This window comes from Cupriavidus sp. YR651 (assembly GCF_900101625.1).
Taxonomy (GTDB): Bacteria; Pseudomonadota; Gammaproteobacteria; order Burkholderiales; family Burkholderiaceae; genus Cupriavidus.
The window spans coordinates 1-22,058 of sequence record NZ_FMYZ01000022.1; the positions used below are offsets into that span (position 1 = coordinate 1).

General features: G+C 61.2%; 18 protein-coding genes and 3 pseudogenes. 8 read left to right on the top strand and 13 right to left on the bottom strand.

Going from position 1 to position 22,058, the window contains the following annotated elements; genetic code table 11:
• A partial coding sequence (locus BLR29_RS29920) for a patatin-like phospholipase family protein (RefSeq protein WP_176861096.1) occupies window positions 1-800 on the bottom strand: 800 nt, incomplete at its 3' end.
• A 304-nt stretch (window positions 801-1,104) separates the two neighbouring features.
• Between BLR29_RS29920 and BLR29_RS29925 the strand changes: the two genes are divergently transcribed.
• Complete coding sequence (locus tag BLR29_RS29925; RefSeq protein WP_092143172.1) at window positions 1,105-1,737, top strand: malonic semialdehyde reductase; 633 nt, start codon at window positions 1,105-1,107, stop codon at window positions 1,735-1,737.
• A 401-nt stretch (window positions 1,738-2,138) separates the two neighbouring features.
• On the opposite strand, the gene BLR29_RS29930 is transcribed toward BLR29_RS29925, so the two are convergent.
• Window positions 2,139-3,059 carry a LysR substrate-binding domain-containing protein gene (locus BLR29_RS29930; RefSeq protein WP_092143175.1) on the bottom strand — a complete coding sequence of 307 codons (921 nt, stop codon included), beginning with the start codon at window positions 3,057-3,059 and terminating at the stop codon, window positions 2,139-2,141.
• 257 nt (window positions 3,060-3,316) lie between these two features.
• Between BLR29_RS29930 and ggt the strand changes: the two genes are divergently transcribed.
• Complete coding sequence (gene ggt / locus BLR29_RS29935) at window positions 3,317-5,032, top strand: gamma-glutamyltransferase (protein ID WP_092143178.1); 1,716 nt, start codon at window positions 3,317-3,319, stop codon at window positions 5,030-5,032.
• 67 nt (window positions 5,033-5,099) lie between these two features.
• Here ggt and BLR29_RS29940 read toward each other — a convergent pair.
• The 4 genes and pseudogenes from BLR29_RS29940 to BLR29_RS29955 form a co-directional block, all read right to left on the bottom strand.
• Window positions 5,100-5,444 (bottom strand): annotated as a pseudogene (locus BLR29_RS29940) (acyl-CoA dehydrogenase family protein); the annotation flags it as partial.
• Window positions 5,411-5,803 (bottom strand): acyl-CoA dehydrogenase N-terminal domain-containing protein, encoded by a 393-nt coding sequence (locus tag BLR29_RS33270; RefSeq protein WP_092143181.1) that lies wholly within the window; start codon window positions 5,801-5,803, stop codon window positions 5,411-5,413. The gene BLR29_RS33270 and the pseudogene BLR29_RS29940, both read right to left, overlap by 34 nt.
• A complete protein-coding gene (locus BLR29_RS29950) occupies window positions 5,694-6,737 on the bottom strand; it encodes a phosphotransferase family protein (RefSeq protein WP_092143184.1) in 1,044 nt (347 codons plus the stop codon). The genes BLR29_RS33270 and BLR29_RS29950 overlap by 110 nt, the downstream gene beginning before the upstream one ends.
• A 40-nt stretch (window positions 6,738-6,777) precedes the next feature.
• Window positions 6,778-7,566, bottom strand: a complete 789-nt coding sequence (locus BLR29_RS29955) for an SDR family NAD(P)-dependent oxidoreductase (protein ID WP_092143187.1) — start codon at window positions 7,564-7,566, stop codon at window positions 6,778-6,780.
• 300 nt (window positions 7,567-7,866) lie between these two features.
• Here BLR29_RS29955 and BLR29_RS29960 point away from each other — a divergent pair, with 300 nt between their 5' ends.
• The 3 genes from BLR29_RS29960 (at window position 7,867) to actP (ending at window position 11,496) form a co-directional block, all read left to right on the top strand.
• Window positions 7,867-9,546 (top strand): fatty acid--CoA ligase, encoded by a 1,680-nt coding sequence (locus BLR29_RS29960; protein ID WP_255371513.1) that lies wholly within the window; start codon window positions 7,867-7,869, stop codon window positions 9,544-9,546.
• 67 nt (window positions 9,547-9,613) lie between these two features.
• Window positions 9,614-9,928, top strand: a complete 315-nt coding sequence (locus BLR29_RS33075) for a DUF485 domain-containing protein (RefSeq protein WP_092143193.1) — start codon at window positions 9,614-9,616, stop codon at window positions 9,926-9,928.
• Entirely contained in the window at window positions 9,925-11,496 is a 1,572-nt protein-coding gene (gene actP / locus BLR29_RS29970; RefSeq protein ID WP_255371514.1) for a cation/acetate symporter ActP, read from the top strand. The genes BLR29_RS33075 and actP overlap by 4 nt, the downstream gene beginning before the upstream one ends.
• A 29-nt stretch (window positions 11,497-11,525) precedes the next feature.
• On the opposite strand, the gene BLR29_RS29975 is transcribed toward actP, so the two are convergent.
• From BLR29_RS29975 to BLR29_RS29985, 3 genes are all read right to left on the bottom strand, one after another.
• The gene (locus tag BLR29_RS29975; RefSeq protein WP_092143196.1) at window positions 11,526-11,942 is read right to left on the bottom strand and encodes a nuclear transport factor 2 family protein; all 417 of its coding nucleotides are present in this window, start codon (window positions 11,940-11,942) and stop codon (window positions 11,526-11,528) included.
• A gap of 63 nt (window positions 11,943-12,005) precedes the next feature.
• Window positions 12,006-14,777: a winged helix-turn-helix domain-containing protein gene (locus tag BLR29_RS29980; RefSeq protein WP_176861098.1), complete on the bottom strand. Its 2,772-nt coding sequence runs from the start codon at window positions 14,775-14,777 to the stop codon at window positions 12,006-12,008.
• A gap of 82 nt (window positions 14,778-14,859) precedes the next feature.
• A complete protein-coding gene (locus BLR29_RS29985) occupies window positions 14,860-15,633 on the bottom strand; it encodes an SDR family oxidoreductase (protein ID WP_092143202.1) in 774 nt (257 codons plus the stop codon).
• 814 nt (window positions 15,634-16,447) lie between these two features.
• Between BLR29_RS29985 and BLR29_RS29990 the strand changes: the two genes are divergently transcribed.
• The 3 genes from BLR29_RS29990 (at window position 16,448) to BLR29_RS30000 (ending at window position 19,440) form a co-directional block, all read left to right on the top strand.
• Window positions 16,448-17,413, top strand: coding sequence for an enoyl-CoA hydratase/isomerase family protein (locus BLR29_RS29990; RefSeq protein ID WP_092143205.1), 966 nt, complete (start codon window positions 16,448-16,450; stop codon window positions 17,411-17,413).
• Window positions 17,414-17,608: 195 nt separating this feature from the next.
• Window positions 17,609-18,490, top strand: coding sequence for a glyoxalase III HchA (gene hchA / locus BLR29_RS29995; protein ID WP_092143208.1), 882 nt, complete (start codon window positions 17,609-17,611; stop codon window positions 18,488-18,490).
• Window positions 18,491-18,834: 344 nt separating this feature from the next.
• Window positions 18,835-19,440 (top strand): YitT family protein, encoded by a 606-nt coding sequence (locus BLR29_RS30000; protein ID WP_092143211.1) that lies wholly within the window; start codon window positions 18,835-18,837, stop codon window positions 19,438-19,440.
• A 670-nt stretch (window positions 19,441-20,110) separates the two neighbouring features.
• Here the strand turns inward: BLR29_RS30000 and BLR29_RS33080 are convergent.
• The 4 genes and pseudogenes from BLR29_RS33080 to BLR29_RS30020 form a co-directional block, all read right to left on the bottom strand.
• A pseudogene (locus tag BLR29_RS33080) lies at window positions 20,111-20,255 on the bottom strand (IS6 family transposase); the annotation flags it as partial.
• Between the two features lie 22 nt (window positions 20,256-20,277).
• On the bottom strand, window positions 20,278-21,006 hold the full coding sequence (locus tag BLR29_RS30010) for a MotA/TolQ/ExbB proton channel family protein (protein WP_092143217.1): 729 nt from the start codon (window positions 21,004-21,006) through the stop codon (window positions 20,278-20,280).
• Between the two features lie 50 nt (window positions 21,007-21,056).
• Window positions 21,057-21,647 (bottom strand): annotated as a pseudogene (locus tag BLR29_RS30015) (TonB family protein); the annotation flags it as partial.
• Window positions 21,647-22,018 (bottom strand): hypothetical protein, encoded by a 372-nt coding sequence (locus tag BLR29_RS30020; RefSeq protein WP_092143223.1) that lies wholly within the window; start codon window positions 22,016-22,018, stop codon window positions 21,647-21,649. The gene BLR29_RS30020 and the pseudogene BLR29_RS30015, both read right to left, overlap by 1 nt.
• Window positions 22,019-22,058 lie beyond the last annotated feature (40 nt).

The window sequence follows — 22,058 nt, forward strand, 5'->3', positions numbered from 1 at the left end:
TGGATATCCCGCAGCCGGCTCATCACCTGCCAGATGGAATCGGGCTCCGGGCCGCTGGCGGGCCAAAGCTGCACGGCGAAGATCAGCGAACTGCGGCGCGGGCGGTCATCCAGAATTGCTTCCAGCGGGGTGTTGGAATAGATACCGCCGTCCCAGTAAGGCTCGCCCTCGATCTGCACGGAAGGGAAGCCGGGAGGAAACGCCGCCGAGGCCATCACGTGATCGACGTTCAACGGTGTGTCGCGGTTGGTGAAGTAGCGCATGCGGCCGCTGCGGACACTGACCGTGCCGACTGTCAGTCTTGTCTGCATGGCATTCAGGTAGTCGAAGTCGACCAGTGCGACCAAGGTCGCACGCAGCGGCGACGTGGAGTAGAACGCCGCTCTGGCGAGGCCGACAGTGGCACGTACGCCAGGCCACCAGGCATCGGGGCTTGGCGTGAAGAACGACGGAATGCCCTGGGTCGTGATTTTCACCACCCGCAGCCAGTCTTCGAATTGTCGAAAGCTGCCGCTTCCCTGAGCGGTGCCGCGACAGGCAACACCGTCCCAGAACCGCTTGAGCCGGGGAAGCCTCTCCTCCGGCGGATTGCCGGCGATGATGGCCCCGTTGATCGCCCCGATCGAGGTGCCGATCACCCACTCCGGCTCAAGCCCCGCCTCATGCAATGCCTGATAGACACCCACCTGGTAGGCGCCAAGCGCGCCACCACCTTGCAGGACCAGCACGACCTGACCCGGTAGCTCCGTGAGCGGCTCTCGTACTTGCGCGGGGCCGGCGCCTGATGTCTTCTCGTCCATGCTCCCCTCTCTCATCTCGTGGCACACGGCCGCCGATTGTTCGCCAGTATCGCCCTCGCGTGTCAGCGCTGGCAATCCGCGGCTGACAATCGCCACTTCGACCGGACCACAGCGCACTTGCGCCAGAGTGGCGTTTCGGATACCCGAACCCCTACCCTTGCGGGCGCAGCCGATGGCGGAGACGAGCCCTCCGGATCTATGCAGAAGCCGGCGGCGCGGCGGCGAGCCGCGCTGGCTATGCTAGACAGAAGCGGCGAGCCGGCCGGGCAGCCGCGTGGTCCCATCGCATCACAAGGAGACAATCATGAACAAGCGCTTGAGTGAAGAAGGGATGGATCTGCTCTTTCGCGAGGCACGCACGCACAACGCGTGGCTGAACCAGCCCGTGAGCGACGAGACCCTGCGGCAGCTCTATGACTTGATGAAATGGGGCCCAACCAGCGCCAACTGCTCTCCCGCGCGCATTCTGTTCCTGCGCACCCCTGAGGCCAAACAGCGCCTGTTGCCCGCGCTAGCACCGGGCAATGTGGAGAAGACCATGGCTGCGCCGGTCACCGCCATCATCGCCTACGACATCAAGTTCTACGAACTTCTGCCCAAGCTGTTCCCGCATGCAGACGCACGCGCATGGTTCACCGACACGCCGGAACTCGCGCTCACCACCGCGAGGCGGAACAGTTCCCTGCAGGGCGCGTACTTCATGATTGCAGCCCGTTCGCTGGGACTCGACTGTGGGCCGATGTCCGGCTTCGACAATGCCAAGGTCGATCACGAATTCTTTCCGGCGGACCCGAAGGAGAATGTCTTTCAGCTCGAATATTTCCCGGACAGCCATGTGAAATCGAACTTCATATGCAATCTGGGCTATGGCGACACTGCCAAGCTGTTTCCGCGCAGCCCTCGCCTGGAATTCGACGAGGCATGCAAACTGCTCTGAAGGATGTCGTACCGTACGCCCTGACGCGCGCGAACGCACCACCGCGGTCGAGCCGATTCACCAGGCATCAACGCCGGCCCCTTGGTCGGGTGATGCGCCAGCGAGCTCGGGGTCCGTGTTCGGCCAGGAAAGCGCGGAATTTCGGACACTCGGCACCGCACCTACACCCCCGCTAAAACAGGATAGCAGGCGTGTCTGCATCGATTCGAGTCACGACGGCAACCGGCAGATGTACGTGCTGGAAGTCGGCGCAATGGTGGATGACCAATCCGCGACGGAGGGGTCCGCTTCGATACTGCCGAACTGGCCGCGTGCCAGGTCGGAAGCTGCTGACACGCGCCTAACGGGGCGGCACCAACGGCGTCACACGCCTCCGCAATCGCAACGCGGCCAACCGCGGCTCAGCTTGCTGCCGCCACTCGCCTCGCATCGTCGAGCAGCCACGCACGGAACGCCATTAGTTGCGGCATGCGGCTCCGTGCGCCGGTGTAGCACAACCAGTAGCCGGAATGACTCTGGTACCCGCCCAGCGGAGAATCCGGAAACCCTTCGCTGACCACCCCGGCCGCGAGTTCGTCCCGCACCAGGCAGCGCGGCACCAAGGCCAGCCCAAGTCCCACGGACACCGCACGGATCATCGATTCGAACTGGTCGAAGCGCGGCCCCACGAGCGCGTCGAATCCGGCAATGCCATGATGCTCCTGCCATTGCAGCCATGCGTCCGGAACCGCCACGTGATGCAGCAGGGTGCCCTGGCGCAAGAAGCTGGCGACATCGTCAGCCGGCCGCGCGGATTCCGTGGGCGGGGCGATGATCACGACGTCCCGGCCATCGATGTAGTGGCAGTTCGTATCCGGTAGATTTCCGTCGCCGAACACGATCGAGCAGTCCAGGTCCGATCGCTGCAAATCGAAGGCGTGAATATGCGGAACGAAGCGTAGCGTGATCTGGGGATGCTTGCGCTGGAAGTCCGGAAGCCTCGGAATCAGCCACTTCGCGCCAAAGGTCGGGAACACCGACAGGTTCAGCGTCCCGCCCTCCGTCTGGCTGGAAATGGCCTCCAGCGTCGCCGACTCCAGGCCGGCCAGCACCGCGACAATGGCCCGGTTGTAGTGTTCCCCGGCCGTCGTCAGCGTCAGCCGCTTGTGGCTGCGCTCGAACAGGTTCACGCCGATCCAGCGCTCAAGCTCCTGCACCTGCTTGCTGACCGCGCTCTGCGTCAGATGCAATGCTTCCGCCGCGCGCGAGACGCTACCGAAACGCACTACCTCCGTGAACGCCCGCAGCAGATGCAGCGGCGGATTGAGTCGCCTCAGAGCCATGTCTTCTCCTAATATGCATTCCCGTGTGGAATGCTATGAGGCCAAATTTTCACCCAAAAGCTCGCGACCGGTCGGTAAGCTACAGAAAAATAAATACGGAGACGCATCCACGCCCTCACGTCCAACAGGGCGTGCCACGATCGGCAATCCCGCTCCTTTTTGGCAGTCCCACGGCACACCCTGCGCCGCGGCAACGCTCGCCCCGCATTTCCCCGACCCGATGGATTCAACCGCCGGGCATCACAACGAGAGACAACATGCATATTCCCGCAAAGCATCATTTACTGGCAACCTTCCTCGCGACGGCACTCTCCGGTTCCGCGTTCGCGATCTCGTCCGAGCCCGCTGCGGGAAGCCACGGCATGGTGGCAAGCGGACATCGCCTGGCCACGGAGATCGGCCTCGACGTGCTCCGCCACGGCGGCAATGCCGTGGACGCGGCCGTGGCCGTGGGCTATGCGCTCTCCGTTGCGATGCCTAACGCCGGGAACATTGGCGGCGGCGGCTTCATGGTCGTCCGCATGGCGGACGGACGCGAGGCCATGATCGATTTTCGCGAGGCCGCACCACTTGCCGCATCGCGCGACATGTACCTAGACAAGAACGGCGCCGTCGCCAACGACTCCGGCGCCAGGATGTGGTCGGGCGTGGCCGTGCCCGGCACCGTCTCCGGGCTCGACTATGCGCGCAAGAAGTTTGGCACGATGCCGCTCAAGCCCCTTGTGGAGCCGGCCGTGAAGCTCGCCAGCGAAGGCTATGTCCTCACGCAGTGGGATGACGTCGTGCACATGGGCGACATGCTCAAGCAGTTTGCAAAGACCGATCGCTACGTTGCCAAGCACTTCCTCAATGGCGGCGAACCGTATACCGTCGGACAGCGGTTCCGCCAGCCAGCGCTGGCCAGGACACTCTCCGCCATCGCAAAACAGGGGCCGGGCGCGTTCTATCAGGGATGGATTGCCGACGAAACCGTGCGGGCCAGCCAGGAAGCTGGCGGCATCCTGGCCAAGGCGGACTTCGAGAAATATCGAGCGCTAGAATACCGGCCGGTACGTTGCACGTATCGCGGCTACACGATCATCTCGGCCGCGCCGCCGAGTTCCGGCGGGGTGTCCCTTTGCGAGACGCTTAACGTGCTCGAAGGGATTCCGCTGGCGAAGCTCGGTTACCAGTCAACCCAGAGCCTGCACTACCTGATCGAAACCTTCCGGTACGCCTATGCCGACCGCAACCTCGAAATCGGCGATCCCCGGTATGTCCGGAACGACATCGAGCGACTAACCTCGAAGGCGTACGCCAGCCAGATCCGGGACAAGATCCAGCCTGACCGCGTCGAGCTGTCCAGCAACGTCAAGGGGATTGCGCCCACGCGCGAGTCCGCGAACACCACGCACTACACGGTGGTCGACCGCGAGGGCAATGCGGTGTCTGTGACCTACTCGCTGGGCCTGCGCTTCGGCGCCGGCAAGGTGGCGGGCGACGCCGGCTTCTTCCTGAACGACACGATGATCGGGTTCACTGCCAAGGTCGGCTCGCCAAATCCGTTCGGCCTGATCCAGGGCGAAGCCAACGCCATTGCGCCCGAGAAGCGATCGCTCAGCTCGATGACCCCGACCGTCATCCTCAAGGACGGAAAGGTGTTCATGGTCGTGGGCGCCATGGGTGGGCCACGGATCATCAGTGGCACCGCCCAGGCGATCCTGAACGTCGTCGACTACGGGATGAGCGTCAAGGACGCCGTGGATGCCGACCGCATCCACCACCAATGGCTGCCGGACACGGTGTACGTGGAGGGCCGGGCCATTCCGCCAGACGCGCGCGCCAATCTTGAGCGCATGGGCCACAAGTTCACCGCCGACAAGGCGAATGTCGTATCGAACGCGGTCACCGCGATCGTCGTCGATCCCTCCACCGGCGTCATGACTGGCGCGCACGACAACCGGGAACCGGCGGGCGCCGCGATGGGGTGGTGAGCGCTGTCGGACAAGCACGCCGGTCCAACGGGCCCCTGGTGTCCTGCATGGGCACCAGGAACTAAAACCAAAGAGTGACGACGACCATCGCGCGCGTCACTCTTGTGCCCCCGAAACGAATACCAGTGATGAAGCCCATGCCGCCATGCACTTGCACGCCGAGGCTGGTCACATCGATCGACAGTTCAGTACTCCAGCCCTTGACGATCGGCACCAGGAACTCGTAGACCGCCTGGTTCTGCTTGCGCACGGTCTCGTCCGGATGATTGTGTGCAGCATCGCAGGTAGCGGCAGCCACGTAAGCCACGGAGCGGGCGCCTTCGATCAGACCGCGCATGGTCATTAGCATGCGCTTGACGTCCGGGTGATGGATGATTGTCACCGCCTCGCGCGTCGAACCGTCGACCGGTCGGCCGCCTCCTCCAGCACTGCGCACGCGACGTCCCAAGAGGCCTCCTCGAATCCAGGCAGCCCGTGAACAGCGTCGAAACTCGCGATTGCGTCCAAGATGAAACGCATATCCTTTAGTGGTGCGTGGTAAGTCATCGGAAAGTAACCTCTGTAGGAACGAATCGCATCAGTGCTGGAGAAGATTTCCGACTCACCCAACCCTGACCGTAATCGATGGCGGGCAGTGTTTCTGTTTGGTCTGCGGTACCAACTATTGAATGAGTCGCCGCCCAGCTTGATAGCGCATCGCGAAATGCCAACCCAGTTCCGCCATCGGCCCAGCCTTGCGGCCGGTTTCAACGGCATCAGCGGCGGCGGCATTGCCTTGCCTCGCCCTCTCTGCAATCCCGAACATGATGGCGGCCAGCCGGAAGAGGTTGTATGCGATGTAGAAATCCCAGTGCTCCATACCTGCGGTGCCATTGGCATCGCAATACCACTGCATATACGTCTTTTCGCTCGGGATTCCGAGGTTTGCGAGGTCGAGGTCGGCGATTCCACGCCACAACGATGACGGGATGTGCCAGCTCAGGCAGTGATAGGCAAAGTCGACGAGCGGATGCCCCAGCGCCGACAACTCCCAATCCAACACCCCAATGACCCTCGGTTCGTCGGGGTGGAAGACCAGATTGTCAAGCCGGAAGTCGCCGTGAACGAGACGCGTCTCTTCGACCTCAGGGACGTTTCTCGGAAGCCAGTTCATCAGCACTTGCATCGCAGAACTGTCGGCCGCTCCCGTGGTGCGGCACTGGCGCGTCCACCCGGCAATCTGGCGCGCCAGGTAATTGCCGTGCGGACTGTAGTCGGAGAGTCCAACCTGTTCGACGTCAATGCGGTGGAGGGAAGCCAGCACGCGGTTCATCTCCGCGTAAATGGCGCGGCGCTCCTCGGGCTGCATACCGGGCAACGACTGGTCCACCAGCACCCGGCCCTCCAGGTACTCCATCAGGTAGAACGGGCTGCCAACGATGGATAGGTCCTCGCTGTACAGATGCACTTCGGGCACCGGCACAAAGCTTCGTTGCAGAGCGCGCATCACGCGATATTCCCTGTCGATGGCGTGCGCCTTGGCCTGGATCTGCCCAGCCGGCTTCATGCGCAACACATAACGACGCTCGCCAGACGAAACCAGATAGGTGGGGTTGGACTGCCCGCCGGTAAGGCGCGTGGCCGTAAGCGAAGCATGTTCTATGAGCCCGCGCCCGTGTAGTAGCTGCGCCAGCGCATCCCAATTGCGGTGTGTCACTTCATTCATCGGACTGTGCCCCAAATGGTGTTGAGGATCGCGTGGCACATCACAGCGTGCTGACCAGATGCCCGCCGTCGACGGGCAACACCACACCGGTGACATAGTCGGATGCCTCCGATGCCAGCAGGAGCAGGGCGCCATCAAGCTGTGAAGGCTGTCCCAGGCGCCGTTGGGGAATCCGCCGGACCATCGCTTGCCCGCCATCCGTCTCGAAGAAGGCGCGATTGATGTCAGTGGCAAAATACCCCGGCGCTAGCGCGTTGACACGGATGCCATGACGTGCCCATTCAAGCGCAAGCGATTGCGTCAGGTGAATCAAGCCGGCCTTGGCAGCCGTGTATGCGGGAACCTGCTGCGCTACCCTTAGCCCGAGGATGGACGCGATGTTGATAATGCTGCCAGGCCGGTTTGCTTCTCGCATCTGTTGCGCAGCGTACTGAGCCACACGCCAGGCGCCTGAGAGATTGGTATCAATGACCCGCTGCCAATCCTGCTCGGTCGTTTCCAGCGCTGGCCCCGTCGTTGCAATACCAGCACTGTTGACGACAATTTCTACGATTCCCAGCGCTTGCTCAGCCTTGAAGAAGGCGCCGGATACGGAATCAGCGTCGCGGACATCCAGCTGCACGACGCAACCGCTTCCGCCCATCGCCAGAATTTCGTCCCTCAAGCGCTCCCCTTCTGCCATGCGCCTACCGGCGAGTGCCACCCTGCATCCCGCCTTTGCCAATGTCAGCGCAAAGTGACGACCGAGACCACTGAACGCGCCAGTGACAAGGGCCACCTTGCCTTCCAGGTCCGGAAAAACAGGGGATAGGCGGGGTGTGGAAGCCATATTTTCAGTCTCCTTCGAAGTGGTATGCGGAGCGGACACCTTTCACAACGTTGGTTCGTCGCCCGCTCCCCAATGGTTCGCACAGATTAAGCGGCCGCATTTGAGCGGCCAGCCACCCTAATGGGGAGCCCCCCCCGATAGGGGAGCCTCTGGCAGATCGCGGCTCCTCCCCTATCGGGGGGCTGGAAAGCCGGGCCATGGCGCTTACGCTGCCAGGAATCCGGCAGCCTTCGCACCAGCATGCCCAGACTTCAACGCATGCTGCCCCGCCCGCCGCCACAACGATCGAGGAGTCTCTCCGTGTCACGGCCCACCCCTATTCCCCGTACGCCATCCGCGTACGCCTATCCGCTGCTCATCAAACAGTTGTTGCATACCCCCCTGGCGGTCAACCCCGAGCAGGAGGTCGTTTATCGCGAGCAGGTTCGGCACTGTTACTGGACCATGAGGCACCGAATCGGCCAACTGGCCAGCGGCTTGCATTCGCTGGGCGCCGAGCCGGGGGATACGGTCGCAATGATGGACTGGGATAGCCACCGTTACCTCGAAAGTTATTTCGGCATTCCTATGATGGGCGCGATATTGATGACGGTGAATGTGCGGCTCTCGCCCGAGCAGATCGCCTATACGCTGAATCACGCACGGGTCAAACTGCTGATTGTCCACGTGGATTTTCTGCCCATAGTCGAGGCGATCCGTGACCAGCTCGAATCCGTCGAGCGTCTGGTTCTGATCGGCGAGGACACGCTCTCCATCGAGAGCACTCCGTTGCCGGAAGGCTTTGTCGCGGAGTACGAAGTGCTTCTGAGCGAGTCTCCACCAGACTATAGCTTTCCCGACTTCGACGAAAACTCGCGGGCAACGACCTTCTACACAACCGGCACAACAGGGTTGCCCAAGGGCGTGTATTTCAGCCATCGGCAGATCGTGCTCCATACGCTGGCGACCATGGCCGCGCTCACTAGTGCCCCGAGGCAGGGACGCGTGCATCGAGACGATGTCTACATGCCGCTTACGCCGATGTTCCATGTGCATGCCTGGGGGATGCCCTATGTCGCCACTGCACTCGGCATGAAACAGGTCTATCCGGGGCGATATTCCGCGGATCACCTGCTGCGCCTGGTACAACGCGAGCGTGTGACGTTTTCCCACGGCGTTCCCACGCTATTGCACATGATTCTCTCGCACCCGGATTCAGCCAGGGTCGACTTGAGCGGCCTGAAGATCATCGTTGGCGGGTCAGCACTGCCGCGCGGCCTGGCGCAGGCTGCCATCGATCGCGGCATCGATGTGTTCACAGGCTACGGCATGTCGGAGACCTGCCCCATTCTCACGCTGGCGCAAGTCAAAACGACGTTACTTGACGATGTCGACACCGAGCTCGACGTGCGCACCAAGACTGGATTGCCTATCCCTCTTGTTGACCTGCGCATCGTCGATGGCCACATGCGCGATGTCGCGCACGACGGCAAGGCCAGTGGCGAAATTGTGGTGCGGGCACCATGGCTCACGCAAGGCTACCTTGGCAACGCAGCAGAGTCTGAACACCTTTGGGCCGGTGGCTACCTCCATACCAACGATATCGGCTCGATCGACAGCGATGGCTATCTGCAGGTCACGGACCGCATCAAGGATGTGATCAAGAGCGGCGGCGAGTGGGTGTCGTCACTGGAGCTCGAAGACCTGATCTCTCGTCACACTGCCGTCAACGAAGTGGCGGTCATCGGTGTCAAGGACGTGCGGTGGGGCGAGCGCCCGCTGGCGCTGATCGTACTCCGGCCTGGACAGGCGGCCAATACCACCGACATTCAGGAGCATCTGCGTGAATTCGTCCGTCGCGGCACCATCTCAAAGTATGCCGTCCCGGACCACGTGGTCTTTGTTGATGCAATCGAGAAAACCAGTGTAGGCAAGATCAACAAACGCCTGCTTCGCGAAAAGTACCAGACGGCCCAGCCCCCTTCCGTCACCCATCCATAGCCGTGGCAGCCCTGCTAGGCGTGGAACGCGCGTTTTCACTACCAATACAGCTTCAGGAGACAAAGCCATGCAAGATTCCACAACTACCGAGCGCATCAGGCGCCATCCAAGATTTGGTGAGCTGATCCGCCGGCGCGCCCGACTTTCGTGGACCCTGCTGGTCCTCGTTCTAGCGCCTTATCTCGCGCTGATGCTTATTGTCGCGCAGGAGCCGCAGCGCCTAGCCCAGTCGCTTCAACCTGGCACATGGCTCAACCTCGGCATCGTCATTGCCGTCGGGATCGTGCTGCTGGGTTGGGCCACTACCTGGTTCTACGTACGCCAGGCCAATGGCGAGCTGGAGACGATCGTGCAGCAGATCCTGTCGGAGGCCGCCCAATGAATCTCCAGGCCATCGCCATGTTCCTGCTCTTTGTCGCGCTAACTCTGGGCATCACGTACCGGGCTGCTTCGCGCACCCGGACAGCCAACGATTTCTTTACCGCCGGCGGCGGGATCACCGGTACACAGAATGGCCTGGCCGTCGCCGGCGACTACATGTCAGCCGCCACGCTGCTTGGCGTCGTCAGCCTGGTCTATGCGCGTGGCTTCGACGGGCTACTGTATATCGTCGGCTTTTTCATCGGCTGGCCGGTGATGTTATTCCTGATGGCCGAGCGGTTGCGCAATCTGGGAAAGTTCACCTTCGTGGACATCATCTCGGACCGGCTTGACCCGGTTAGCACGCGCTGCATCGCCGCGGGCAGCAGCCTGGTGGTCGTGCTGCTCTACCTGATCGTACAGATGGTTGGCGCGGGCGAGTTGGTGCAGTTGTTGTTCGGCATCGATTATGTTTATGCCGTGGTCGGCGTGGGCGCGCTGATGATGATCTATGTGACCGTGGGCGGCATGGTCGCGACGACGTGGGTCCAAATCATCAAGGCTGTGTTACTGATGTTTGGCGGCTCTCTGCTGATGTTGCTGTCTCTGGCACACTTCGGTTTCAGCTTCGAAACCCTGGCCGCCCGGGCGGTCGCGGTACACCGCGGCGGCCCCGCCCTGCTCGCCCCTGGCACTCTCTTCGCCGATCCGATCTCTGCGCTTTCCCTTTGCATGGCGACGGTGCTCGGGCTCTCGGGGCTTCCGCACATCCTGATGCGCTTCTTTACGGTGCCGAATGCGTGCGAGGCACGCAAGAGCGTGCTGGTGGCCAGCACGTGCATTGGATACATGTTCCTAGCCATGTTCGCCATCGGGCTCGCGGCCATCGTGATTGTCGGTACTGACCCCCAATACTTTGAAGGAGGTGAGGTCGGGGGAAAGTTGCTCGGCGGTAGCAACATGGTCGCGATGCATCTTGCCAGCGCAACCGGAGGCAACCTGTTTCTCGGGTTTCTGGCGGCGGTCGCATTTGCCACGATTCTCGCTGTCGTATCGGGCCTGACGCTGGCGGGCGCCTCCGCGATCTCACACGATATCTACGCCAATGTACTGTGCCGCGGCAGCGCCACCGAGGCCGCGGAGATCGCCGTCACCAAGAAAGCCACACTGGTCATCGGCGTCATCGCTGTGCTGTTGGGGATCGGCTTTCGGGGGCAGAACCTCGCGTTCCTGGTCGCACTTGCATTCAACGTGGCCGCCTCGGCAAATTTCCCAGTGCTGGTGCTATCGATGTACTGGCGCGACCTGACCAGCCGCGGCGCGGTGTGGGGCATCGTGGCCGGCCTAGTGTCATCGGTCACGCTCGTAGTCCTCTCCCCTGCTGTCTGGAAAAACGTGTTGGGACACCCCGTAGCCATCTTTCCCTACGATCATCCTGCGCTGTTTACGGTCCCGTTTGCGTTCCTGATCACCTACCTGTGCTCGCGCTTCGACAACAGCGCGCGGGCAAAAGCCGAGCGACAGGCTTTCGACGCGCAACTGGTGCGCGCGCAGACCGGCCATGGGGCTGCGGCAGCGGCCAAGCACTGAAACCCTGGCGTACTCCCTCGTAGGCCAAACTACGACTCAGCATGGGACAACGCGGCATAGAGCGTCGCGTTGTCCCAGTAGGCGCGCATGAATTCGATCCTGGCCTGGCTGTCCACGCGCGCGATGAAGACGTGTGGCAGCGAGAACGACTGGCCGCGGTTGGCAATCCCCAGCACGTCTCGGGCTTGTGTTCCCGAAATGGTGACCTCGGCAATCACGGTGCGCTGGTCGTCGTCGGAATAGATCGCGGTGACCCGATTACTTAAATCAGGGAAGCCATCAATCAGCGTACTCCAGATACTTCTTCCTGTCTCGCCGACCGGACCCGCCATCATGATAGGGACATAGTCAATCCGCGCGCCTGGTGCGAACAGTGAAAGCATGCCCTTTATGTCATGTGCACGGTAGCGCGCGAAGAACGTCTCAACGGTCTCGATTTGGCTCATCGTGGGTCTCCCAAAAGGACATGTGAGAAGATGAATCAGTTCACCGCGGGCCTTCGCCCCCGACTAGTTCCGCGACGCACCTCGTTCCGAGACCAGAGGGAGATCGCGGCCCAAGCCACTGCGGACGGCCTGGATGCGGGAGTTCACCTTCAGCTTCTCAAAGATATTTTTCAGGTGCCATTTCACCGTTTCCGGTGCGACGCGAATGGCTCGGGCGATCTCCTTGTTAGAAAGCCCTCTCGCGACGTAGTCCAGAATCTCCACTTCGCGGGCACTAAGCCTGCTGCCGGTCATTGGCTCTGACTGAAATTGTGCGACAGCGTCGGACACAACGTTAGGTGCACTGGCTTGCGCATCAAATCCGGCACAGAGCCCGTTCACGTACCAGGCCTCCACATCTGCCGGCAGGATCGCCTGCTGACGCAGGCCATTAAGGATCTCACGCGCCACCGGCCCGGCATCAAGAAACACGCGATGCAGGCCGTTCTTCTGGCCGTATGCGACTGCAGTCGCCATCGCCTGTAAAGCCTCCGCACCCTGCCCGGCACTATGAAGTGCGACAGCCAGCACCACCGAAATCTGCGCGATCAGGTACTGCATGCCCGTTGCTCGCAGCTCCGCCTGTACGCCTTGCAGGATATGGGCAGCTTCGGCGGGGCGGCCACAAGCCACAAGCAGACGGCAATGCGCTACCTGAAAACGCTGCCAAGTCTCCAGGTAGCTGCCCTGCAAAGTCGGCGGCTTCGGCCCTACCAGGGTTTCCAGATCGTGGCCGATCCGCACGGCACGGCTCAGGTCGCCAGACTGGATGCTGATCCGAATCGCTTCGGCCTTACACGCGACCTGCATGCGCATCCATTGCCGGCTCCTGGCAACGGCTTCCGCGTCTTCCAGCATTCGGTAGGCTTCGTCCTGTTTGCCGGCAAGTAACTGTAGCCGTGCCAATGTCACGCAGAAGCCGACCAGCGGTCCCAGCGAGCACGATTGCAGGGCAATCTCGAGCCGCCCCTCCAGCAATTCGGCGACACGGGCCAAATCATTCCATTCGTAGTGGATGGCCGCCAGATAGCCGACCGGAAGTACTGAAGCAGCGGACTGTCTGCCGGCACGAGCGTTGGACTCGCGCAGAACATCTTCGAGCGTCTGGACGGCCTCGCCTAGCCTGCCCTCCACAAACAGGCTGAGCCCAAGCATGCTCTGCCGATACACCACCGCATAGATTGGCGCGTCCGCCCCGGTGCCATAGGTCAGCTTATGCCGCAAGCGTTCCACATCACCGAACCCGGACGCATAGCTGAGCCCAAAGATCAACGTCGTCAGGCCGATACCCTCTGCCCAAGAACCTGCCGCCGGACCGAGCTCTAGAACCTTGCGCCCCATTTCTAGCGAGCGTTGGCTCTCATCCGACAGGCCGGCGATCAGCGCCTTGACCGCTTCCAGTTCGACGCGCACCACCGCAGTCACAGGAAGCCGCCCGCAGCGAATGTCGTCCTCCACCGCTTGCAATGCCGCTCTCGCCGCAACGGTATCCATCGTCAACGCAAGCGCCCAGGCGTGCGCCAAACGTAGGCGCAGCCGGCCGTGCACCGCCTCTGGGGGTAGCTTGGCGACCCAGCTCAGCAAGATGCGGACGTCACTGGCCTCAACCAGCTTCATCGCGCATTCCTCTACCCAGCCGGCAGCGCGGCCGACATCGCCGGCCGCCAAGGCATGCTTGACTGCTTCCGTCCAGAGCGATTGCGTCGCAAACCATTCACTGGCCCGGCGATGCAGTTCGGCTACCAGGTGCGGTTGCTCGCGAACCAGGCGCTTTCTCAGGTAGTCGGCAAACAATGCATGAAAGCGGTACCAGTGGCCTTCGGCATCTAGCAGCCTGACGAACATATTCCGTGCGACCAACCAGTCCAAGCTCGCATGCGCGGTATCGACACCGACTACCGCATTACACAAGGGCACTGACATCCGTTCCAACACCGAGATCTGGAGCAGGAAGGCCTGCAGCGGCTCCGGGATATGAACAAACACGTTCTCGTTAAGATATGCCTCGATGCTGCGCCGTGCGAAAGGCAAGCGGTCGGCCAAGACGCCGCTCGAATTGTCCCCACTCCATGCAAAAGAGGCTAGCTGCAACCCCGCCACCCAGCCTTCCGTCGCCTGCAACATAACCTCTGTCTGGGCGGGGCTTAGTACACGGCCTGCAACAGCCGAGAAAAACGCCCGAGTCTCGGCACCGTTGAAGCGCAGCGCCTCCGCGTCCAGCTTCAGCAGCTGGCCCCGCGCTTCGAAATAGCTGAGAGGAAAGGACGGCTCGCCGCGCCCGGCGACAAGCACGTGCAGGTTATCCGGCGCATAGCGCAGCAGCCGGAATATTGCTTCGTGAATGGTGGGCGACGCCAGTCGGTCGAAATCATCCAGCACCAGTACCATCTGTCGAGGCTGCGCCGCGACTGCATTGAGCAGCTCGGCAAACATCGCGTCAGCCGGCGCCAGCGGGTCCGGCTCCAAACGGCAAGAACCGGAGCTACCGACCTCCGTTAAGGTGACACTGCCCCTGTCATCGCAGACTTCATTGAAGGCTTCCCTGGCCGCGGCAAGCAGGTAGGCGCCGAACTGGAACAGATCGTCGTCATCACGGTCGATGCTCAGCCAGCCAACAGCCCAGCCTTCCTCCGCCAGGACTGTCCTCCATTCACTCAGCAGCGATGTCTTGCCGAAGCCGGCAGGCGCGGTCAGCACTGTCAGCTTTCGCTCCATTCCAGCGCGCAGCAGTGCAGTGGCGCGCTGGCGTTTGATGTAGTGGCGCGTGCGCGGCGGGGACAGCTTGGTCTGGATCAAAGCTGGTGGCCATTGGGGCCGCTTCCCTGCAACAGCTAGTGAGGATCGGGACATCAAGTGCGCTGGTGGTTGGTGGGACACACTAGACGATCACATCCCATTCGTCCGTCTGCTCACGGCGCACCATCTCGGCGGCAGACTCAGGTTTTACGGTGCGGTAGCGATGTGAATCGGCGGCAATGACTTCAATCATGGCATCTATCATTTCCTGCGGGTCATGCTGATTGTTCAGCGGGCGCCTTGTTCGTGGCCGCATCGCCTGCCGGCCATCCTCCCACCACTGATCCATACTTTCCATGCCAGTATCGTTGAAACCCGTTTGATAGGCTCCGGGATTCACCGTCGCGACCTGAACGCCATACGGTTTCAGCTCCTCGCGCATCGATGCGCATAGTGCCTCGACCGCATGCTTGGACGCCGCATATGCTCCCACCCATGGCACTTTGACCAACCCTGCGACAGACGACGTCCAGATGATCTTCCCGCTTCCGCGTCGGATCATCTGCGTGGCAAAGCCCTGCGCCACCTCAAGTGCGGCGAACACATTGGTCTCGAAGACTCGTCGCACACGCGCGATGGGAATCTCCGCCACCGGCCCTGCCTCCATGAGGCCGGCATTGTTGAACAGCACGTCGATCTCATATTGAAACGCACGCTGGCGGTCGATCTCATCCAGCACATCGAGCTTGATTACCGTCAGCTGGACGCCCTCAAGGTCGGCCACATTGCGCAACTCCGTCACCTGCGGCCAGATATGGGCCCCGGCAATAACCTTATGCCCGCAGCGAGCGAGCCCCAGCGCTACGCCTTTGCCAAAGCCACTCCCGGCGCCGGTAACCAATACAGTCTTCCCCATCGCAACGCTCCTGAAGTCACAGACCAGCCGGGAGGAGGTTAGCCGCTACTACTGGGTACGCTTTTCGCGGTTCGCATATTAGCCCCGCTGCTCAACCATCTTGACAAAGTGAACCGTCTCGCCCGGCCATCGGCCAGTAGCCCGGTCGATATCCGGATACTTCTGAAGTCCTCAAGACAAGAGGATCTTCTTGCCACTCCTGTTGAACTCTCCTTCACTAGGATCAGCCGAGGTGACGCCGGGTATGACTGTATTAGATGATCGTCGAAACGAAAGTCAAGCCACAAGGGCATAGGAGACCATCAGAGGGGGGGAAGGCGGGGGGGCTTCCCCGACGATGCCATTTCCTCGCTATTGCCGAGCATCCTTTGTGCTGTGCCAGAGGCTCGTGGCTAAAGCAGAAAGCCTACTTCGGCATTGCGCCGACATTGCCGAATACCTGGACTGGGCTCCCCCCCCACTTAGGGAGGCTCCTTGCTATCGCCGCAACGATACGCGGATCATTGCGTTGGCGAGGTTTGTTTCTTCAATCTGATGACGGATCTCCTCTTCCCACAACAACTACTCGCGAATGGATTCGCAGGCCATTGAGTGACACGTGTAGTTCGAAGCATTCGGGAGTAACTCAACGATGCCCGCCGTCGATCTCTGCCTCAGCGATGCCGAAATTGCTGACTTAGTCACCTTCATCCGCAGCGCCTGTGGGAAGCAAGTCGCGTCGGTGGAGAGCAATCGCGCCACTCGACTCCGCCGCAAACTACGGGCCGAGCCCGACCCAGCCGGCCCGAGATAAATTCAACCAAGGATCCCCGCCATGTCGACGATCTCAAGACGTTCCTTTGTCCAATCTATCGGTGCCGCCACACTCGCGCCAGGAGTATTGGTTGCAGCCGCGGAGGCTAAGGCTGCGGTCGGAAGCTCCGCCCCACCCCAAGGGGCCAGCGCGAATTACGCCGATTACAAGCATATCCAGGTCGCCCAGGATCGCGGCGTCGCCACCGTTACGTTGAACTACCCGCCTTTCAACCTCCTCGACGAGGTACTTTCGGAGGAGTTCGACCGGGTAACCCGTCAGCTAGAACAGGATACAAGCGTACGCGTCGTAATCTTGCAGAGCGCCATTCCGAAGTTCTTTATCGCGCACTCTGGCCTGCACCGTGTCGGTTCGGCGCCGAAAACAACTTCGAATACACGCTCCTTCCGCCTGACCCAGATGCTCGGCGAGCGCCTGCGCAATATGCCGAAGGCTGTCATCGCAAAAGTCGAAGGCATCGCCCGTGGCGGCGGCTGCGAGATCGCGCTGGCCGCGGACATGTGTTTCGGCGCAATCGGCAAGGCAGTGTTCGGCCAGCCGGAAGTCGTCTGTGGACTCGTCCCCGGAGGCGGTAACACACAGCGCTTGCCGCGGCGCATGGGGCGCGCCCGCGCCCTCGAGGTACTGCTGGTTGGCGAAGACTTCTCGGCGGAACTGGCCGACCACTACGGCTACATCAATCGCGCGCTGCCGGCCGGGGAACTGGGCCCATTTGTGGACAAGCTCGCACGCCGCATTGCGACCTTCCCCCCCACTACTATCGCCCACCTGAAAGCGGCTGTCGACATGGGGTCCGACACCTCCTTCTCCGAAGGGCTGTTGATAGAGGCACACGAGGCCGATCTTTGCGTAGCCAACGACGCGATACAGGCACGCGTGAAAGCGATACTCGCTGCGGGCGCAGAGACCTACGAAGGCGAACTCCACTTCCCCGATCTGTCCGCGAAGTTGCCGCCCGCCGATTAAGCGATCAAACCTGCCTCCGACCGCTGATTGCCCGCAGGCGCGCGGAGGCCTCGGTACGAGCGGGCAAGTACATGAGACACGGCAAGGAATCGAAATGCACAACACATGCTGTGATTGAGGGATTTCCCTCATTTGGTGTAAAAGCCAGTGGAAATTTAGCTCCAAAGCTCGTTTTTATTTAGAAGGAAGTCCATCATGATGACCCAGACAGACAGCAAACAACCGACGCCAGATCCAGCCGAGCGCAAGGCGTTTTTTCCTTCCCCTTACTCGCTCTCGCAATTCACATCGCCAAAGTCAGACCTCTCTGATGCCGACTATCCGGATGCTTATCAGGGGGGGCGCTGGAAAGTACTACTCGTCGCTGCAGATGAGCGCTATCTGCTGACCGGTAACGGCACCTTCTTTTCTACTGGCAACCATCCGATCGAAACACTCCTGCCCATGTATCACATGGACCGCGCAGGCTTCGAGTTCGACATTGCCACTGTATCGGGCAATCCGACCAAGTTCGAATGGTGGGCGTTCCCCTCTGAAGACGACGAGGTAAAGGCCTTCTACGCAAAGTACGAGCAAAAATTCCAGCAGCCACTCAAGCTTGCTGACGTGGTGAATTCCCTGGACAAGGATGCAAACTATATTGCCGTTTTCGTCCCTGGGGGGCATGGTGCCTTGATGGGGCTACCCTTCAGCACGGACATGAAGGCAACCCTGCAGTGGGCGATGCAAAACGACAGGTTCATCATCACGCTGTGTCACGGGCCTGCCGCCTTACTTTCCGCCGGCGTCGACGAACCCGACGGGGGAGATCTTTTTCGCGGCTATCGCATCTGCGCATTCCCGGATGCGATGGACAAGCAGACACCCGATATTGGCTATATGCCCGGTCCATTGCGCTGGTTCTTCGGCGAAAAACTTGCTGCCATGGGAGTCGAGATCGTCAACACTAAGATTGACGGAAGCACGTATCGGGACCGGAAACTCCTCACAGGTGACAGCCCCTTCGCGGGCAACAATCTCGGCAAACTGGCCGCGCGCGCGTTACTGGACGAAGTGCAGAAAACAGGTGGACGCTAGTTCTTCCACCACCAGAGACATTATCTTCTCGGGCGGCTTGAATTAGCACTGCCTCCTAGACATTAGTTTGCCACTTGCCGCGGCGCGGGATGCTTCAATCAATCCGCGCCGCGCAATTTTCCGATGAAATCAGAATGATAATATTCGGTTGCATCGACACTGTCCGGGGGAGATCAATTGGACGACGAAGCCAGTGCTGAGCGAACCCGCAGCTTGGCGGCTGACACTTGACCAGGATCATGCAAGGGATCGTCCAGCGTCGCTGCACTTTGTCAGTCGTAGTCCGGCTTGCGCCCGACTTATCTTGATGGGCAGGTATCGAAGCCATCTTCGCCCCCTCTGCCATGAAGCCTGCAATCGCCCAACACACCCCCATAGAGAACTTGCAGGCACTGCTGATAGGCACACTGCTTGTCGCACTGGCGGTATCCATGTTCAAGCAGGCAGGTTTGCTTTCGGGCGGTACGGCTGGTCTGGCATTCCTTGCCCATTACCTCGGCGGCATGCCGTTCAGCGTAGCGTTCTTCGTCTTCAACCTGCCCTTCTACTGGCTTGCGTGGAAATTCATGGGCGCGACGTTCACTTTCCGGACGTTCGTGGCCGTGTTGTTGTTCTCAGTGGAAGCCGACTTGCTGCCACGCTGCCTCAGCTTCGCCACGCTCGATCCCACGCTTGCTGCAATACTTGGAGGCGTACTATTGGGTAACGGATTCCTGATTCTGTTTCGGCACAAGGCGAGCCTCGGCGGTGTCGGCATCCTTGCTCTCGTGCTTCAGGAACGGCACAACTGGCGTGCCGGCCATATCCAGATGGCGGTGGATGCAGCGATCGTCGGAGCGGCTCTCCTGACCGTTCCATGGCCGCGCGTCGCTCTCTCCATTCTCGGTGCCGTTGTCCTCAACTTTGTATTGGCAACCAACCACCGCCCGGGACGGTACGTGGTCCAGTGATCATTGCTGGCCGATTCTCTCCGTCAGCTGCGAGTGAGAACGATCCTCACCGTGCTGCTCACTTCTAAGCAGTCATTGCAAGTCTGGCTCCCTAGCGCCAAAGCCTTAACGGAACTCGTTTCAGAGAGTTCGAATGGCGGCGGATGCTTCCGGGAATGATCCGGAGAGCAACTACCGGAGGTCAGGTACCGGCCATGACGCGTCGCGGCCCGGCGACGGACCAGCAGGACTACTTTACGCGCGAGGCAGCGGAGCAGGCGGCCATTCATTACGGGAAGCAGGCAATCGACGTGCTTCTCGAACTTGGCTAACCGCGTTGCTCACGCCTCCAGGCATCTTCGTGAGTTGGCTTGATCCCGGCACTGTGCGCGCGGTAACCGGGGAGCAAACGCCGAACTACCCTGCGGCTGCGTGGGACGCCTGCGCTGCTCGGCGCCGTGCAGCATTCGAGGCCGCTTCCGTAGCCGTATTGATACTGTTCTCGGCTACTTCCAAGGCTTGCTTTGCCGTCAACTGCATCGACTCATAAAGCGTAGTGGTCGCCTTTACAGCCTCCTGCCAGGCAGCCAGCGGTGACTTCGAGTCTGAGGCCGCTCCGTTCACCACGCCTTCAATGAGGCTCTGTAACTGGTCCTTGCCAATCGAGTACTGGACTTCGGGTAAGCCCCCATCAGCCACTTCGAAGGAGCTGGCCCGTGGCTTTCATGTGCACGAGTTCGAATGCCGTCTATCAGGATGCTCGCGCAGCGAGTAGCTTTGAAGCCAAGCATCTGTTGGACGATGCGCTTGATCACCCGATGGTCCTGCTCAACGAGCACGCAGCGAGGGGAACGACGCTCAGTTCTCGATGGCCATGCGCATCGATGCGCCGTCGAAGCCGGCCGCGGTAGTCGGGCGCAAGCGGTCTCCGGTCATGAAGTAGGCGTGCAGATCGTGCGCAAAGCGGTTGAGCTTGCTGATGACGCCCTTGTTGCTGCGGCTCAGCGCGTTGAAGCCGAGCACGGCCGGGACAGCCACGGCCAGGCCGAAGGCGGTCATGATCAGTGCCTCACCCACGGGGCCGGCCACCTTGTCGATGGTCGGCACTCCCGACGCGCCGATACCGAGCAGTGCGTGATAGATGCCCCACACCGTACCGAAGAGACCGACGAACGGCGCGGTCGAACCAATCGATGCCAGCACAGCCAAGCCCGATTGCATGCGCGCCACGGCTTCGTCAATCGCGCACTTGAGCGAGCGGGTCAGCCAGTCAGACATATCGAGGACAGCGTGCAACGAGGGATCGCCGGCGCGATGGAATTGGGCGGCTTCGCGGCCTGTGACGGCCAGCGTGCGGAACGGGTTGGCATCGCGGGCGCCAAGCGTATCGAGTGCGTGATCGAAGTCGTCCGAGTACCAGAAGCGCCTTTCCGCGCCATTTGCCATCTTCCTGAGGCGAACGAGATCCCACGCCTTGGTGAGAATCACTATCCACGAAAGCAGTGACATGATCAGCAGAATGACGGCGGTCGCACGCATGACGAGATCGCCTTGCGACCAGAGGTGGGAGAGTCCGAGTTCCTGCATGATGGTTCCTGAAAGTCAGTGTTTGGAGGTTTCAGAAAGACTCCGGGAAATCAGTTCAATTCGAAGTCGATTGGCTGCTGGGCGGTCGCCGCCACGGGGCGACCGCTCTCCATATAAGGCTTACAGCGCATTGCCTGCAAGGCATTGATCGCCGCCGTATCAAGGCGCGTCGATCCGCTCGACGTCGCCACGGCTGTCTTGATCACGCGGCCGCTCTCATCAGTCGTCAGACTCACCACCGCTTTACCGGTTTCACCCATGCGGCGCGAGCGAGTCGGATAAGTGACTTTTGGCGGCGAGCACCCGATCTCGCCGATCCCTACGACGCGCGGCGCGGCGTTTGCCGGCGTGGATGCCGCGGGCGACTCCGGTGCCTGGTCTGGCAGGGCCGGCTGTGCCGACGGTGCCGGCGGCGCCTCGATCGCATTCGGCGTCGGCGGCAGCGTCGCGACGGATGTCGGGGTCGGTTTCTGATGATGCGGTGTCAGATGTGGCGTCACTACCTTGACCTGCGATGGCGGCGTCTGCGGTTCAAACTTGCGCGGTTTGGGCGTAGGCGGTTGCTGTGGGGGCTCCATCGGCATGAGTCGGGCAATGATCTCGGGAGCGATGACGGCCTCGGTCTTCTGAGAGCGCCCGCTCAGGGAGGCAATACGGTCAGGCCCGAAGCACCACTAGAGGTTGTCCTCCGCTGGCTCCTGAGAATATCGTTTTCGTCGAACTCGAACAGAACTGTCGACGACCGGATCTCGCCTCCGGAAAATAACGGGCCAATGAACGGAATAAAACTCTCAGGATGTGGCTTGGAGGTCGCAAACGAATAGATCAGTATTGCGGACCCGTTGCTTAACGTCGCCTGGGATGTGGGAGTCCCAAGCTGCCCGGTCACGTCGCCAAGGGTGGAGAAACCCGGGATGAAATTCGCCAATTGCTCCGGCTTGACGTCAACGCCCGTCGATACGCAGGCAACCATCAGGCCGCACACCGCAATCATTACGTAAACCCGGTTCATGTCGTCACCGCCCCGCTTCCTGCGCCGTGACTGAAAACGT